The organism is Sinorhizobium arboris LMG 14919, assembly GCF_000427465.1.
GTDB lineage: Bacteria > Pseudomonadota > Alphaproteobacteria > Rhizobiales > Rhizobiaceae > Sinorhizobium > Sinorhizobium arboris.
Map to the genome: position 1 here is coordinate 1,631,670 of NZ_ATYB01000014.1, position 15,796 is coordinate 1,647,465.

Sequence of the window (15,796 nt, forward strand, 5' to 3'; positions counted from 1 at the left end):
CCTCCACTCTCGACGAAAGCTTGAAGCCCATGATCCCCCGTTACTCCCGGCCGGAAATGGTGGCCATCTGGTCGCCGGAAACCAAGTTCCGCATCTGGTTCGAGATCGAAGCGCATGCCTGCGATGCCTTGGCTGAAATCGGCGTGATCCCCAAGGAAGCTGCGAAGACCATCTGGGAAAAGGGCGGAGCAGCGACATTCGACGTCGCTCGCATCGATGAGATCGAAGCGGTCACGAAGCACGATGTCATCGCCTTCCTCACCCATCTCGCGGAATTCGTGGGCCCGGACAGCCGCTTCATCCATCAGGGGATGACCTCTTCCGACGTGCTGGACACCTGCTTCAACGTTCAGCTCGTCCGCGCGAGCGATCTTCTGCTTTCCGACCTCGACAAGCTGCTCGAAGCGCTGAAACGGCGTGCCTTCGAGCACAAGGACACCGTGACGATCGGCCGCTCGCACGGAATCCACGCCGAGCCGACGACCTTCGGCGTCAAGCTCGCGCTCGCCTATGCCGAGTTCGACCGGTGCAGGCAGCGCCTTATCGCCGCCCGCGAGGAGATCGCCACCTGCGCCATTTCCGGAGCGGTCGGCACCTTCGCCAATATCGATCCGCGTGTCGAAGAGCACGTCGCAAAGGCGCTCGGTCTTAAGCCTGAGCCCGTTTCGACCCAGGTGATTCCGCGCGATCGCCACGCGATGTATTTCGCAACGCTTGGCGTCATCGCCTCCTCCATCGAGCGTCTCGCAACCGAGATCCGGCATTTGCAGCGCACCGAAGTTCTTGAGGCGGAGGAATATTTCTCTCCGGGCCAGAAGGGCTCTTCCGCCATGCCGCACAAGCGCAATCCGGTGCTGACGGAAAACCTGACGGGCCTCTCCCGCATGGTCCGCGCCTTCGTCGTCCCGGCCATGGAAAACGTTGCGCTGTGGCACGAACGCGATATCTCCCATTCGTCCGTCGAACGGATGATCGGTCCGGATGCGACGATTACGCTCGATTTCGCGCTGGCCCGCCTGACCGGCGTCATCGATAAGCTTCTCGTCTACCCGGAGAACATGCTGAAGAATATGAACAAGTTCCGGGGGCTTGTTCATTCGCAGCGTGTTCTTCTCGCTCTTACCCAGGCCGGTGTGTCGCGCGAGGACGCCTACCGCCTCGTCCAGCGCAACGCCATGAAAGTGTGGGAACAGGGCAAGGACTTCCTTGAAGAGCTGCTCGCCGATACGGAAGTCCGCGCAGCACTCTCCGAAGAGGACATCCGGGAGAAATTCGACCTCGGCTACCATACCAAGCACGTCGACACGATCTTCCGACGCGTCTTCGGTTCGGTTTAGCCAAGGCGCTTCCAGGAAGCGCCTGCAACGATATTCCGTCCGGAATTGCAGCCCGCGATTCATTTCGCGGGTCAAGCCTATGAAGGACGGCGGGTGCTTTTGACGTCCTTCGCTCAAATGCGGTCGAAGTCTTTAGCGCTCTCTTAGGTGCTCCGTGAGACGATCGTGGCCTGCGCAATCAGGTTTCGAGGAAACCATGGTTTACAAGGACAGCGTTCAGCGCGCCTCTTCGCGCGAAGAGACCAGGATAACCGGTACCGTTACCTGCAAGACGGGTTCGACCAGCGGGATCGTGGTTGATCTTTCCGACGAAGGCGTCTGCTTCAAGCTGCTCTTCGACATCGGCGCGCGGACCGGCCAGGAAGTTGCGATCCGCAGCGAGGAGCTCGGCTTTCTTTCGGGCATGGTGCGCTGGGTCCGTGGCGACAGGATCGGCATCAAGCTGAACCTGTCCTCGAACACGGCGGCTCAGATCTCGTCCTATTACAAGTTCTTTCGCTGATCGGCAGTGAAGAATGACCGACCGAGGAACGGGACGCTGAAGGCTGTTGCCGGTCCAACGTCCCGCTGGAGCGAGAGGGGCTACCGCGCCGCCCCGGCCGGTTGTTCCACCAGCTTGCGGTAGAGATGCCACGTGGCGTGGCCGAAGATCGGCATGATGACGGCCAGACCGACGAAGATCGGGATGGAGCCGATCACCAGTCCGGCCGCGATGATCAGACCCCACAGGGCCACGGGTACCGGGTTGGCGAGTGTCGCCCTGACCGAGGTCTCCATCGCCGTCAGCGCCCCGACGTCACGATCGAGCAGCAGCGGAAAAGTGACGACGCTGATCGACAGCACGACGACGGCAAAGATGAAGCCGACGAGGTTGCCCACGAGGATCAGATTCCAACCCTGTTCCGTGCTTGTCACATTGGTCCAGAACTCTGAAATCGAAGCGGGAGGGGTCGGGCCGAACATGGTTATGTAAAGGCCTTGGGCGACCAGCAACCAGACAACGAAGAGGACGAAGAGGACGGCGGCGACCGCAAGGATGGACGGAATTGCCGGGTGGCGATGCAATCGCATGGCGTGCGGCCATCGCGCGTCCATGCCGAGTTCACGACGCCTGCTGACCTCGTACAGAGCGATGGCAGCAACCGGCCCGATGAGGGCGAAGCCGGAGGCGAGCGGATAGAGCAGCGGCAACATGTTCGCTCCCGCGCTCCACGTCATCAGCACGACGCCGGCGACCGGATATATGAGACACAGAAAAACGTAATGCGACGGCTTTTCCCGGAAATCATCCAATCCGAGACGCAACGCGTCGAACACATCTGCAATGCCAATCTTTCGTATGCCGGGATGCGTGACAGTTGGATCTGCCCCCGACAGAACATGGAAGGTTGTCATGGCTCACACTCCTCAACGAACCAGAGCGGCCACGGACCCGCGACAGCGGAGTAAAAAATGGGCCGCTGCCGAACCGCGACCGTGAGTGCGATTATACAGAAAATGCGGCCTCTGTCGCCTCCGCCTTGACTTCGGCCCGTTTCACCGTCAAATCGCGACGATCATGAAGGTTTCCGAAACGCATATCCTCATCGTCCCCGGCTACACCAACTCGGGTCCGAACCATTGGCAGACCCGATGGGAGCGCAAACTTTCGACCGCGCGCCGCGTCGAGCAGGCGGAATGGTCGAAGCCGGTGCGGGAGGATTGGGTGGCGCGCATGATCGAAGAGGTTAACGCCGCAGAGAAGCCGGTCGTCATCATCGCGCATTCCCTGGGCGTTGCCACGGCGATCCACGCACTGCCACACTGCACGCGGCAGATTGCCGGTGCATTCCTGGTTGCCCCGCCGGATGTCGCCAATCCGAAGATCCGGCCGAAGCACCTGATGACCTTCGGCCCCTATCCGCGCGATCCGCTGCCCTTCCCGTCGATCATGGTGGCCAGCCGCAACGATTCCTTCGGATCCTACGAACACGCCGGCGACATCGCCAACGCCTGGGGATCACTGCTCGTCGATGCCGGCGACGCCGGCCACATCAATACGGAGTCCGGCCACGGCCCCTGGCCGGAAGGCTCGATGGTCTTCGCCCAGTTCCTGAGCCGCCTGCGGGCGTAAGACACGTCCGTGTCGGGCACCGCAACTCACGCCTGGCCGAGACCCGCTGCTGCGACCCGCAGATATTCGAGAAAAGTCTTCTGAAGCCGGCTCGGCAACCAGTTCTCCCGAACGGTGATACCGATTGTCCGCGTCCCGGCGGCGGATTTTCGCCCGACGGGATACGGGAGCCGCGAAGAGCTCGAGGCGAACGAGCCTGTCACGGCGCGTATCGAGCGCATCCGCCTCGCCGCAGGACCGCTGATGAATTTGGGCGACGTCTCGAAAAAGCTCGTCCCCGTATGGAAATCCTGCTTCGACTCGATAACGCCGGCAGCGTGGAGGAATGCTCGTTTCTGCGTACCGCGCGAAAGCTCTTCGATGGTCGCGTCTTCGCATGACGGCGGGCGCCGCTGAAAGAAACACCGCCCGGTCTCTGCCGGGCGGCGGCATGCAGGTATCGTTTAGCTTTTCTGCAGCTGGGCGACCGCTTCCGAGAGCAATTCGATCATGCGGACGCGAATGTCGTCCTCGGAAATGGCAACGCCAGCGGCGTCGAAATCCGCCTTGATCTTGCGCACGACATCCTCGTGGCCTGCCTCTTCGAAGTCCGCGGCGATGATTTCGCTTGCATAGGCGTCCGGGTCCGACTTGGCGAGTAGGCCGGCGGCCCAGAGGCCAAGCAGCTTGTTACGGCGGGCGACGGCCTTGAACCTCAATTCCTCGTCCAGCGCAAACTTCGCCTCGAAGGCCTTCTCGCGATCCTGCATCGTGGTCATCAATCGATCTCCATCAAAAATGTGCTGCCGGAAGCACCATCGCCATAAACCAAAAGGCCGTCGAAAGTGCAATGCGCCTTTTCGCCTTCGGCGACTTTCATGATAGCCTAATCTAATTCGGGGATGGAAAGACACGCCGATTGTTAAATGTCTTCTTTTCGGATATGGACCCGCTGAGAAAATTCCCAATGCGCCTCCCAAGAGCGCCAACAACCACAGAGACAAATCCATGAATCGTCGCCGCCGTATCTACGAGGGCAAGGCCAAGATCCTTTACGAGGGTCCGGAGCCGGGCACGCTGATCCAGTTCTTCAAGGATGACGCAACCGCCTTCAACAAGAAGAAACATGACGTCATCGACGGCAAAGGCGTGCTCAACAACCGGATCTCCGAGTACATCTTCACGCACCTGAACAAGATCGGTATTCCGACCCATTTCATCCGCCGCCTCAACATGCGCGAGCAGTTGATCAAGGAAGTGGAAATCATCCCGCTTGAGATCGTCGTACGCAATGTTGCTGCCGGCTCTCTTGCCAAGCGCCTCGGCATCGAGGAAGGCACCGTTCTGCCGCGCTCGATCATCGAGTTTTATTACAAGGCCGACGCCCTTGACGACCCGATGGTCTCCGAAGAGCACATCACGGCCTTCGGCTGGGCGAGCCCGCAGGAACTCGACGACATCATGGCGCTCGCCATTCGCATCAACGATTTCCTTTCCGGTCTCTTCCTCGGCGTCGGCATCCAGCTCGTCGACTTCAAGGTCGAGTGCGGCCGCCTCTATGAGGGCGACATGATGCGCATCGTCCTTGCCGACGAGATTTCCCCCGACAGCTGCCGTCTCTGGGACATCGAGACGAAGGAAAAGATGGACAAGGACCGCTTCCGCCGCGATATGGGCGGGCTTGTCGAAGCCTATCAGGAAGTGGCCCGCCGCCTCGGCATCATCAATGAAAACGAGCCGCCGCGCGGTTCGGGTCCGGTGCTGGTCAAGTAATTTCGGGGAAAAATAAAGTGATCAAGGCACGCGTAACCGTGACGCTGAAAAACGGTGTTCTCGACCCGCAGGGCAAGGCGATCGAAGGCGCACTCGGCGCCCTCGGCTTTGACGGCATTGGCCAGGTGCGGCAGGGCAAGGTCTTCGATCTGCAGCTGGAAACCGCCGACAAGGCCAAGGCGGAAGCCGACCTCAAGGCCATGTGCGAAAAGCTGCTCGCGAATACCGTTATCGAAAACTACAGCATCTCCCTCGCCTGATGGCGGGGGCAGTCATTGCAGCGTTGAAACGGCCCCGGAAACTCCTACATGCCGGGGGCAAAGGCAAGATAGGTACCTCATGAAGTCCGCCGTCGTTCAGCTTCCTGGTCTCAATCGCGACCGCGACATGATCGCGGCGCTGACGAAGATTTCCGGCAAAGCGCCGGTCACCGTCTGGCAGACCGAGACCGAAATCCCGGATGTTGACCTGATCGTCATTCCCGGCGGTTTTTCCTATGGCGACTATCTGCGCTGCGGCGCGATCGCTGCACGCATGCCGGTGATGCAGGCGATCAAGGCCAAGGCGAAGCAAGGCGTGCGCGTTCTCGGCGTCTGCAACGGTTTCCAGATCCTGGTCGAGGCTGGTCTCCTGCCCGGCGCGCTGATGCGCAACGCCTCGCTGAAGTTCGTCTGCCGCGAGGTGAAGCTCGCAGTCGTCAACGCCGAGACCGCATTCACCCGCGCCTACGCCAAAGGCCAGGTGATCCGCAGCCCCGTCGCCCATCATGACGGCAACTATTTCGCCGATGCGGAAACGCTGAAGGCGATAGAAGGCAATGGCCAGGTCGTGTTCCGCTATGCCGAAGGAACCAATCCGAACGGCTCGGTCAACGACATTGCCGGCGTCATGAACGCGGAAGGCAACGTGCTCGGCATGATGCCGCATCCGGAGAACCTGATCGAATCCGCCCATGGCGGCGCGGACGGACGAGGACTCTTCGCCTCCGCGCTCGACGTCATCGCTGCTTAATCTCCGCTCCGTCTTGGCGCAAATCCGGACGGGAAACCGCTACACGGCTTTCCCGGAATTGCTCCGGTTGCTGCCAGAAGGCGGCATCCGCAACGACCTCTCGCGAGACGCCTATGTCATCCATCAGCTACGGACGTATCCTTGCGCTCGCCTGCGTCGCCGGCAGCCTGACGCTTGTTGCCGCTTGCCAGTCGGGGCGTCCCGCCGCGCCCGCCGCGAGTTCCGCTGCGCTGCCGACGATGGAGCGCGTCGCTCTCGGCGCGAACGGCTGCTGGTTCAAGTCGGGCGATGCGGCGTTCAAAGCTTACCGCCTCGCACCCGAACTCAACTCGTTCTCCGGACGCCCGCGCATATTGATCGTCCCCCGCCAATCACCCGAAGCACGCCCGCTAGCGGTCGTCGAGGCCGAGGGTCACCCGGCCCGCTTGCAGGCCTTCGGCCCGCTGATGAGCGAGCCCGTTGGGACGCGCATCGCCGCGGACGTGCGCCGCTGGGCCGCCGGCGGCAAAGGCTGCGACTGAGCCCCTTCCCAACGCCGTTCCTGTGCTCGTTCAGGAATCCAGCCGGGCCAAGTCATTGGACTGACTCTTCCGCGCCGCAGGCGCGGCGCTGCCGGGTCCCTGTGACAGGGACACGGACATTTGCCAGACATCTCCTATCGCCAGAACGGGACGGCCGACTCGCGCCGCGCCTCCTCTGCACTCACGCCTATATCGTCGAGCAGATGCGTGCTCAGTTCATCAAGCGCCAAACGGCTGCGCCTTTTGGCAGCCACCGCGCAATAGAACCGCCAGATCCGCGACAACACATTTCCGGTACCGCTGCCTGATTCAATGCCAAATCGAACCTGAGAACGCGCTATCCGCTTCGAGGGCTGAATTGCATCAATTGCACCCATTATGACCACCATTGTCCTAGCAACCTCTGATCTCCAAGAGATAATTGACACGGAATGTCGCGCAATATAGATAATTGTCACTATGACAACTTGGCTTCCGGACATTGAGCAAGGTCACGGGCCGCTTTACGCGCGCATCGCCGACCAGATCGAAGAGGCGATTGGCGACGGCACCCTGCCCGCGGGTACGAAGCTGCCGCCCCAGCGCAATCTCGCCTTTGACGTGGGGGTGACGATCGGCACGATCGGGCGCGCCTACGGCATTGTCCGCGAGCGTGGCCTGGTCAGCGGTGAGGTCGGCCGCGGCACCTACGTTCTCGACCACCCGGAGAGCCGGCCACCGGAGCAGTCGGATCCGCTGACGACGTCGCTTTCCGGGACGCGCCCGCTCATAGCCCCCGCGGGAAAGCTCCGCTTCGACAGCACGGCCGCCCCTGATATCGGCCAGGGTGACATTCTCGCGAGATTGCTTGGAGACATCAGCCGCGACCATCACGGGGACATTGCAAGCTATGCCCGCAACTTTCCGGACCATTGGTTCGAGGCCGGGTCTCAATGGCTGGCGCGCGGGAATTTCCGCCCGCCGCCGGAAACGGTCGTCCCCACACTTGGCGCCCACGCCGCCGTCGTCGCGGTGATCTCTGCGGTCACCTCCCCTGGCGACCGGATCGCCTTTGAGACGCTGACCTATTCCCAGATCAGCCGCAGTGCGGGCCTCATCGGCCGGCGGATTGCGTTGGTGGAAAGCGACGAATTCGGGATGCGGCCGGAGGATTTCGAGCGGGTCTGCGCCCAGCAGCACCCCAAACTCGCCTTTCTCATGCCCGGCGCACAGAATCCGACCGTCGCGGTCATGCCGCTCGACCGGCGCCAGGCCATCGCCGACATCGCCCGAAGATATGGCGTCTGGCTGGTCGAGGATAATCTCTACGGTTCCATGACCGGGGACCCGATCCCCCTGCTCATGGAGCTTGCGCCGGAGCGGACTTTCCTCGTCGGCGGCCTTTCGAAGTCCGTTGCGGCCGGCGTACGCGGCGGCTGGGTCGCCTGCCCGCCGCACTTCAGCCAGCGCATTCGCGTAGCGCATAAGATGGTCAGCGGCGGCTTGCCGTTCATTCTGGCTGAACTCTGCGCCCGGCTGGTCCTCTCCGGATCGGCGTCAATATTGCGCAATCGCGGGGTCGAGGAAATCGGAGCTCGCGAAGCAATGGCGCGCGAGATCTTCACCGGCTTCGAATTCAACTCGCATCCGAAGATTCCGTTCTTCTGGCTGAAGCTGCCGGAGCCGTGGCTTTCCGGAACCTTCAAGCAGGCCGCCCTGCAGGAAGGGGTGCTGATCGACGATGAGGACGAATTCAAGGCCGGACGCTCCGACCGGGTCTTCCATCGCATCCGCGTGGGCTTCTCCTCACCCGTCGAGCGGTCGGAAGTGGAGAGAGGCTTCGGTATTCTGCGGCGGCTGCTCGACAGCGGGCGTGCCGGATACGACAGCTTCGATTGATCGTCCCTTTTTGTACGTGACTTTTGCGCGAGCCCCGGCAATCTATCCTCGCGTTGGATCCCGCGTAGTCTGATTCGCACTGGAAGGCTTCAGCATGACAAATTTCCGCTCGGTCGCAGGTCGGGGCAGGCTCACACTCATTGCATCTGTCATCGGCTTTTCGAGCGCATTGAGCGGAATCGTCTCGCCGGCGGCCGCAGCAGAAAACGTCTTCGACGAGTTGCGGTTCGGCGCCACGGCATCGATCGGCGACGGCTCAAATCACGAAAACGGCGCGTTCCCCTCCGTCACGGTCTTCTTCGATCCGCTCGGCGCCGACAGCGCGACCGGCGTGGCGGAAAAAATCCTGCGTCCGCGTATCCACGCCGGAGCCTCCGTTGCAACTTCGTCCAGCGGCGTAAACGAAATCTTCGCCGGCTTCAGTTGGGACGCCAATATCACCGAGCGCTTCTTCATCGAACTCGGAGCTGGTGCCACGGTGCATGACGGCGATCTCAATGACGATGGCTCCGACGGCCCGAAACTCGGCTGTCGGCTGCTGTTCCGCGAATATGCCGCCGCGGGCTACCGTTTCGACGACCATTGGAACCTCTCGGCCACGGTCGAGCACGCGTCTAATGCCAACTTTTGCGACGGTCCGAATGACGGCCTGACGCGTGCGGGGCTGATGCTCGGCTATAAGTTCTAGGACCGTGGCTCCATCCGTTCGACACCACCGCTGCAGCCCTGTTGACCGACCGTATTTTTCTGTCGCGCCGCGCCGCAGCATAGGCTAAAGAAGCCGCAAAGCGCCCCCTGTGTTATGTTGCGGTTCGCACGCGCCGTCCCTTTGAAGCGAGGGTTGCGCGCCGCCCGAAGGATTTGACGGTCGACGATGACGATTTCCAACACCCGCCCCATCACCCCGGACCTGATCGCCTCGCACGGGCTCAAGCCCGACGAATACGAACGGATCCTGAACCTGATCGGGCGCGAGCCGACCTTTACGGAGCTTGGCATCTTCTCGGCCATGTGGAACGAGCATTGCTCCTACAAGTCCTCGAAAAAATGGCTGCGCACGCTTCCGACCAAGGGGCCGCGCGTCATACAGGGCCCCGGCGAGAACGCCGGCGTGGTGGACATCGACGATGGCGACTGCGTCGTCTTCAAGATGGAGAGCCACAACCACCCCTCCTACATCGAGCCCTACCAGGGCGCGGCAACGGGCGTCGGCGGCATCCTGCGCGACGTCTTCACCATGGGTGCGCGCCCCGTAGCAGCCATGAACGCGCTGCGCTTCGGATCGCCGGATCATCCCAAAACACGCCACCTGGTTTCCGGGGTCGTCGCAGGCGTCGGCGGCTACGGCAATTCCTTCGGCGTGCCTACGGTGGGCGGCGAAGTCGAGTTCGACGCGCGTTACAATGGCAACATTCTCGTCAATGCCTTCGCCGCCGGCCTCGCCAGGACCGACGCGATCTTCTACTCGAAAGCGGAAGGCATCGGCCTTCCGGTCGTCTATCTGGGGGCCAAGACCGGACGCGACGGCGTCGGCGGCGCGACTATGGCGTCGGCAGAGTTCGACGAGTCGATCGAGGAGAAGCGCCCGACCGTTCAGGTCGGCGATCCCTTCACCGAGAAGTGCCTGCTCGAAGCCTGCCTGGAGTTGATGCAGACCGGCGCGGTCATCGCGATCCAGGACATGGGCGCTGCAGGGCTCACCTGCTCCGCCGTGGAGATGGGCGCCAAGGGCGATCTCGGCATCGAGCTCGATCTCGACAAGGTGCCGGTGCGCGAAGAGCGCATGACGGCCTACGAGATGATGCTCTCGGAAAGCCAGGAGCGCATGCTGATGGTGCTGCGCCCGGAAAAGGAAGAGGAAGCCAAAGCGATCTTCGTCAAATGGGGCCTCGACTTCGCGATCGTCGGAAAGACCACTGGCGATCTGCGTTTCCGCATCCTGCATCAGAGCGAAGAGGTTGCTAACCTGCCGATCAAGGAACTCGGCGACGAGGCGCCGGAATACGACCGCCCCTGGACGCCGGCAAAGGCGCCCTCGCCGCTCGCCACCAACGACATCCCGCAGGCTGATGTTTCCGATGCCCTTTTGAAGCTTGTCGGCTCCGCCAACAATTCCTCGCGCCGCTGGGTCTACGAGCAATACGACACGCTGATCCAGGGCAATTCACTGCAGCTGCCGGGCGGCGACGCCGGCGTGATCCGCGTTGAGGGCCATGAGACCAAGGCGCTTGCCTTTTCTTCGGACGTGACGCCGCGCTATGTCGAAGCCGATCCGTTCGAGGGAGGCAAGCAGGCGGTGGCCGAGTGCTGGCGGAACCTCACTGCGACCGGCGCGCTGCCGCTCGCTGCGACCGACAATCTGAATTTCGGCAACCCCGAGCGCCCCGAGATCATGAGCCAGCTCGTCCATGCGATCAAAGGCATCGGCGAAGCCTGCCAGACACTCGACTTTCCGATCGTCTCCGGCAACGTCTCGCTCTACAACGAGACCAACGGCCAGGCGATCCTGCCGACCCCCACCATCGGAGGCGTCGGCCTCATCCGCGACTGGTCGAAGATGGCGCGGATTCGCTTTGCGGCCGCGGACGAAGCCATCCTGCTCGCCGGTGCTCCGGAGAGCTGGGGGACGCACATCGCTCAGTCGGTCTACATGCGCGATATTCACGGCCGCACCGATGGTCCGGCTCCGTATGTCGACCTCGCCCATGAACGAAAGGTCGGCGATTTCGTTCGCGGACTGATCGAGGACGGCCTGGTCACGGCCGTGCACGACTGCTCTTCCGGCGGACTTGCGCTGGCCGTAGCCGAGATGGCGATCGCCTCCGGCATCGGCGCGACGATCGACCCGCCAGCGGAACACGATCCGATCCCGGTCTTCTACGGCGAGGATCAGGGCCGCTATGTCGTTACCGTCGCAGACGGCGCGACGGAAACGGTGGTCGCACGGGCGAAAGCCGCCGGCATTGCGCTGCCGGTGATCGGCAGGACAGGCGGGAATGCGGTTAAGCTCGGAGACGCCAAGCCGGTCTCCGTCGATGAATTGCGTTCCGCCCATGAAGCCTGGTTCCCCGATTACATGGGCGGCGATCTCGCGCCCGACAATTGACCCCGCCAACGGGGAGGACGGTCAATTCAGTATTTGCCTTCCTCGCCTGAATCGTGTTTCCCTTGAGGTCATGGCACGCGGCAGCAATGCTGCCGCGCCGCAAAATGAAAAGGGAGTTGGCGTATCATGCCCATGGCACCAGGCGATATCGAAGACATGATCAAGGCCGGGATTCCCGGTGCGAAGGTCACGATTCGTGATCTGGCCGGCGACGGCGACCACTATGCCGCCGAAGTCGTGGCCGAGGCATTTCGTGGCAAGACGCGCGTGCAGCAGCACCAGATGGTTTACAACGCTCTGAAGGGCAACATGGGCGGCATCCTTCATGCACTTGCCCTTCAAACCAGCGCGCCGGAATAGGCCGGAAATGGCCGACCTGATCAAGGAATTCGTAGGCGGGGTCGTTAACACCGCATTGAAAGAGATTCTCAGGAAGACGGGAGGGACCGCGTCCAAGCGGACGAAACGGCGTGGCAGGAAAACCACGTCAGGGGGCGGCATCCTGGCGGATATCGTCGAAGCGGCCTTCCGCAAGCCGGCAAAAAAGCAGGTGAGCCGTCGCCGGACGGCGGCCTCCCGAAGCAAACTGCGCCGACGTTCGGCCTAGATCACGGCGAGTTAGTTCTTATCCGCTCTGCGTGTGGTGCGGAAGCCGAACTTTGAGGACCATCAATAATTTTACGATTGGGTGGTGAAAACCGCGTCCATGCGTGCTATCTAGACCCCAATTGATATCCGGTCCTTGAAACCGGCGCAGGAAGGAAGACGAGATGAGCGGAATCAACGATTTCATCGACAACGAGGTCAAGAACAACGACGTCGTTCTATTCATGAAGGGAACGCCGCAGTTTCCGCAGTGTGGTTTCTCCGGTCAGGTGGTGCAGATTCTGGATTACGTCGGCGTCGACTATAAGGGCATCAATGTGCTCGCCGATGCGGATCTGCGCCAGGGCATCAAGGATTATTCCAACTGGCCGACCATTCCGCAGCTTTACGTGAAAGGCGAGTTCGTCGGCGGTTGCGACATCGTGCGCGAAATGTTCCAGGCAGGCGAGCTGCAGTCGCTTCTTCAGGGACAGGGTATCTCCGTCAAGGGTGCCGCCTAACGCCTCCGAACCGCATCTTTGCGATTATCGGAAAAGGCGGGTAACCGCCTTTTTTGATTCCGAGGCAATATGCCGCGCGGCTAATTTTCAAGGCCCTTCATGAGCATGCGGTGAATTCACGCCAATCATGGAGTGCCATTGGACGGCCGGCGCGCGGTCCGGTCCGCCGCCCGGCCCTTGGACGCGGCCTTCTTCGACTTTCACCATCGAGTACTGCGTCCTTTTCGACCCGACATAACAAAAGACTGAATCATTCAGCGAACTCAAATCATTGCGAAACGTGCCACGCACTGGCTCAGCGCGGCAAAGAACCGGCTGCGGGAAAGCTGCAGCCGGCGGGATATATGAAATGACAAGGCCGATAGACCAAACCGCCACCCTCTCCGGACTGACGAGAGTCCAGTTCATTGCGTTGATGGCCATGCTGATGTCCATCAACGCGATCTCGATCGACATCATGTTGCCCGGGCTGCAGGAAATCGGAGCGAGCCTCGGCGTGGCCGACGAGAATCATCGGCAATACGTCATAACCGCCTATCTGCTCGGCATGGGGTTTGCGCAGCTGTTCTTCGGACCGCTGTCCGATCGCTTCGGGCGAAAGGCACCGTTGCTGGGCGGTCTGGCTCTTTACGGCGCATGCGCCCTTGCAATCGTCTTCGTACCGACCTTCACGACACTTCTATTCCTTCGGCTCGTGCAGGGCATAGGCGCGGCGGCAACCCGCGTCATCACGGTCTCCGTCGTGCGCGATGTCTATGGCGGGAGGCAGATGGCCGAGATCATGTCGCTGGTGATGATGGTGTTCATGATCGTCCCGGTCATTGCGCCGAGCATCGGACAATTGATCATGCTTTTCTCCGAGTGGCACATGATCTTCGTCGTGATTGCCCTGTTCGCGGTCGCCGTAGCGCTTCCGGTCGCCTTTCGCCTTCGTGAGACTTTGGCGCCCGCCAACAGGCGCGCCTTCACGGCCTCGTCCATACTTGCGGGCTTTCGCATCGTTCTGACGAACCGGCTGGCACTGTTCTACACCCTGGCGACGTCGGCTCTCCTCGGCGGTCTCTTCGGTTTCATCAATTCGGCGCAGCAGATTCTCGTCGGCGTCTATGGTCTCGGCGTCTGGTTTCCGGCCGTCTTCGCCGCTTTTGCCGGCATGATGGCGGTCGCCTCTTTCACCAATTCGCGTCTTGTCCGCACGTTCGGCATGCGGGCCCTGTCGCATGCCGCACTTCTCGGCTTCACGCTGGCGAGCTTCATCTGGATGTCGGCTTCCCTGATGGGGCCGCTGCCGCTGCCGCTCTTCATGCTTCTCCACGCCGCCACCATGTTCCAGTTCGGGCTGATCGCCGCGAACTTCAACGCCATGGCGATGGAGCCGCTCGGCCACGTGGCCGGCACCGCCTCGTCGGTTCTCGGCTTCACGCAGACGATAGGCGGCGGGATCATCGGCGCGTTCATCGGCCAAGCCTTCGACAACAGCGTCACGCCGCTTGCGATCGGTTTTTTCGCGGTCGCCGTCGTCGCCCTCGTCTGCGTGCTGATCGCAGAGGGCGGTAAGCTCTTCAAACCGCACAATCCGGCGAGCTAGCCGGATTGTCTTCTGCACGCCGTTTTCCTCCCCATCCATTTCGGATTTTTCGAACATGACATCCGTTTCCCAACAATCTTCGCTTGGTGAGCAATCATCAGGACATGTGGACCAGGCCTCGGGCGCTGCGCGCCTCGGAATGGGCCTCGTCGAATTCATCGTCACCATAGCGGTCATGACCGCGAGCATAGCGCTCGCGATCGACAGCATGCTGCCGGCTCTGCCAAGCATCGGCCAGACCCTCAACGTCACCAGCACCAACGATACGCAACTCGTGATCGGGGTCTTCTTCCTTGGCTTCGGCTTTTCCCAGATCTTCTTCGGAAGCCTCTCCGATACCTTCGGCCGCCGGTCCGTTCTCCTTGGCGGCCTCGCCCTCTTCAGCTTGTCGATGTTCGCCGCCTCCCGGGTCGAAAGCATCGAGGCGCTGCTCGTGCTCCGCTTCGTCCAGGGGATCGGCGGTGCCGCCGTGCGTATCACCACCATGGCGATCGTCCGCGACTGTTTCGGGGGCCGCGAGATGGCGCGCGTCATGTCGTACGTCATGATCGTCTTCATGATCGTGCCGATCGTCGCTCCGACACTTGGCCAGGTGGTGATCGCCTATGCCGACTGGCACTGGATCTTCATCCTGATCGGAGTGGTCGGCGCCGTCCTGTTCGTTTGGGCGCTGACACGAATGAAGGAGTCCCTCCCGAAGGAGGAGCGTCTGCCGCTTTCGGTGAGCGCGGTCCTTTCGGGCTTCCGCACGGTGCTCACGAATCGCATCACCTGCGGCTACATGATCGGAATGACCCTGTTTACCGCCGTCATTTGCGCCTATGTCGTCAGCGTTCAGCAGGTCTTCGGCGAGGTCTACAATCTCAGTGACTGGCTCCCCATCGCCTTTGCGGGGACCGCCGGCGGGATAGCTGTCGCGAATTTCGCCAATGGCTATTTCGTGCGCAGTTTCGGCATGCGGCGCATCTCGCATGCCGCGATGATCCTCTTCACCCTCTTCGCCGCGATCGGTTACGTCCTGTCGCTCGCAGGCACTCCGGCTTTCACCATCAGCTATCTCCTGTTTTCGTTATTGCTGATGTTCTTCGCGGTTATCGCGACCAACTTCACCGCCATCAGCCTCGAGCCGATGGGACACCTGGCGGGGACGGCGACGGCAATCACCGGTTTCGTCTCCACCACGGGCGGTGCGCTGATCGGCGGAGCCGTCGGACAGCTCTTCGACGGCACGCTGCAGCCACTCTTCGGCGCATACGCGCTGTTCGGACTGCTGACCATCCTGGCAACGCTCTGGGCCGAAAATGGGAAACTGTTCACCCATCCGGGCGACAGCGATACGGCACACGAACACGGCGGCGGCCACCTTTAGACTGGCGAAAGCGGC

18 protein-coding genes are annotated in these 15,796 nt (G+C 61.7%); 15 read left to right on the forward strand and 3 right to left on the reverse strand.

From position 1 onward, the window contains the following. Positions 1–29: 29 nt before the first annotated feature. Together purB and SINAR_RS0119175 are read left to right on the forward strand one after the other, a co-directional pair. The gene (gene purB, locus SINAR_RS0119170; RefSeq protein WP_028000564.1) at positions 30–1,337 is read left to right on the forward strand and encodes an adenylosuccinate lyase; all 1,308 of its coding nucleotides are present in this window, start codon (positions 30–32) and stop codon (positions 1,335–1,337) included. A 196-nt stretch (positions 1,338–1,533) separates the two neighbouring features. After that, positions 1,534–1,839, forward strand: coding sequence for a PilZ domain-containing protein (locus tag SINAR_RS0119175; RefSeq protein WP_028000565.1), 306 nt, complete (start codon positions 1,534–1,536; stop codon positions 1,837–1,839). Between the two features lie 80 nt (positions 1,840–1,919). Here the strand turns inward: SINAR_RS0119175 and SINAR_RS0119180 are convergent, their stop codons facing one another. After that, positions 1,920–2,732, reverse strand: a complete 813-nt coding sequence (locus SINAR_RS0119180; protein WP_028000566.1) for a DUF2189 domain-containing protein — start codon at positions 2,730–2,732, stop codon at positions 1,920–1,922. 163 nt (positions 2,733–2,895) lie between these two features. Between SINAR_RS0119180 and SINAR_RS0119185 the strand changes: the two genes are divergently transcribed. Beyond that, a complete protein-coding gene (locus SINAR_RS0119185) occupies positions 2,896–3,450 on the forward strand; it encodes an RBBP9/YdeN family alpha/beta hydrolase (RefSeq protein ID WP_028000567.1) in 555 nt (184 codons plus the stop codon). A 443-nt stretch (positions 3,451–3,893) separates the two neighbouring features. Here SINAR_RS0119185 and SINAR_RS0119200 read toward each other — a convergent pair whose 3' ends face one another. Beyond that, positions 3,894–4,208 carry a DUF1476 domain-containing protein gene (locus tag SINAR_RS0119200; protein WP_028000569.1) on the reverse strand — a complete coding sequence of 105 codons (315 nt, stop codon included), beginning with the start codon at positions 4,206–4,208 and terminating at the stop codon, positions 3,894–3,896. A gap of 229 nt (positions 4,209–4,437) precedes the next feature. Between SINAR_RS0119200 and purC the strand changes: the two genes are divergently transcribed. From purC to SINAR_RS0119225, 4 genes are all read left to right on the forward strand, one after another. Further along, positions 4,438–5,202, forward strand: a complete 765-nt coding sequence (purC, locus tag SINAR_RS0119210) for a phosphoribosylaminoimidazolesuccinocarboxamide synthase (RefSeq protein ID WP_003531407.1) — start codon at positions 4,438–4,440, stop codon at positions 5,200–5,202. 17 nt (positions 5,203–5,219) lie between these two features. Then, positions 5,220–5,462, forward strand: coding sequence for a phosphoribosylformylglycinamidine synthase subunit PurS (purS, locus tag SINAR_RS0119215; protein WP_003531405.1), 243 nt, complete (start codon positions 5,220–5,222; stop codon positions 5,460–5,462). A 79-nt stretch (positions 5,463–5,541) separates the two neighbouring features. Next, positions 5,542–6,213: a phosphoribosylformylglycinamidine synthase subunit PurQ gene (gene purQ, locus SINAR_RS0119220; RefSeq protein WP_028000570.1), complete on the forward strand. Its 672-nt coding sequence runs from the start codon at positions 5,542–5,544 to the stop codon at positions 6,211–6,213. Between the two features lie 113 nt (positions 6,214–6,326). Further along, positions 6,327–6,734, forward strand: a complete 408-nt coding sequence (locus SINAR_RS0119225; RefSeq protein ID WP_028000571.1) for a hypothetical protein — start codon at positions 6,327–6,329, stop codon at positions 6,732–6,734. Positions 6,735–6,868: 134 nt separating this feature from the next. On the opposite strand, the gene SINAR_RS1000000138500 is transcribed toward SINAR_RS0119225, so the two are convergent. Beyond that, a complete protein-coding gene (locus SINAR_RS1000000138500) occupies positions 6,869–7,111 on the reverse strand; it encodes a DUF1127 domain-containing protein (protein WP_209439309.1) in 243 nt (80 codons plus the stop codon). An 82-nt stretch (positions 7,112–7,193) separates the two neighbouring features. On the opposite strand from SINAR_RS1000000138500, the gene SINAR_RS0119235 reads away from it, so the two are divergent. The 8 genes from SINAR_RS0119235 (at position 7,194) to SINAR_RS0119270 (ending at position 15,781) form a co-directional block, all read left to right on the forward strand. After that, positions 7,194–8,612 carry an aminotransferase-like domain-containing protein gene (locus SINAR_RS0119235; protein ID WP_028000572.1) on the forward strand — a complete coding sequence of 473 codons (1,419 nt, stop codon included), beginning with the start codon at positions 7,194–7,196 and terminating at the stop codon, positions 8,610–8,612. A 94-nt stretch (positions 8,613–8,706) separates the two neighbouring features. Next, entirely contained in the window at positions 8,707–9,300 is a 594-nt protein-coding gene (locus SINAR_RS0119240; protein ID WP_028000573.1) for an acyloxyacyl hydrolase, read from the forward strand. Positions 9,301–9,486: 186 nt separating this feature from the next. Next, positions 9,487–11,718 carry a phosphoribosylformylglycinamidine synthase subunit PurL gene (purL, locus tag SINAR_RS0119245; protein ID WP_028000574.1) on the forward strand — a complete coding sequence of 744 codons (2,232 nt, stop codon included), beginning with the start codon at positions 9,487–9,489 and terminating at the stop codon, positions 11,716–11,718. 126 nt (positions 11,719–11,844) lie between these two features. After that, positions 11,845–12,078, forward strand: a complete 234-nt coding sequence (locus SINAR_RS0119250; RefSeq protein ID WP_003531391.1) for a BolA/IbaG family iron-sulfur metabolism protein — start codon at positions 11,845–11,847, stop codon at positions 12,076–12,078. A 7-nt stretch (positions 12,079–12,085) separates the two neighbouring features. Next, positions 12,086–12,325: a hypothetical protein gene (locus tag SINAR_RS0119255; RefSeq protein ID WP_028000575.1), complete on the forward strand. Its 240-nt coding sequence runs from the start codon at positions 12,086–12,088 to the stop codon at positions 12,323–12,325. A gap of 163 nt (positions 12,326–12,488) precedes the next feature. Continuing rightward, positions 12,489–12,824 (forward strand): Grx4 family monothiol glutaredoxin, encoded by a 336-nt coding sequence (grxD, locus tag SINAR_RS0119260; protein WP_028000576.1) that lies wholly within the window; start codon positions 12,489–12,491, stop codon positions 12,822–12,824. 349 nt (positions 12,825–13,173) lie between these two features. Then, positions 13,174–14,412, forward strand: a complete 1,239-nt coding sequence (locus SINAR_RS0119265; protein WP_028000577.1) for a multidrug effflux MFS transporter — start codon at positions 13,174–13,176, stop codon at positions 14,410–14,412. A 55-nt stretch (positions 14,413–14,467) separates the two neighbouring features. Then, entirely contained in the window at positions 14,468–15,781 is a 1,314-nt protein-coding gene (locus tag SINAR_RS0119270) for a multidrug effflux MFS transporter (protein ID WP_028000578.1), read from the forward strand. The last annotated feature ends 15 nt before the right edge of the window (positions 15,782–15,796 follow it).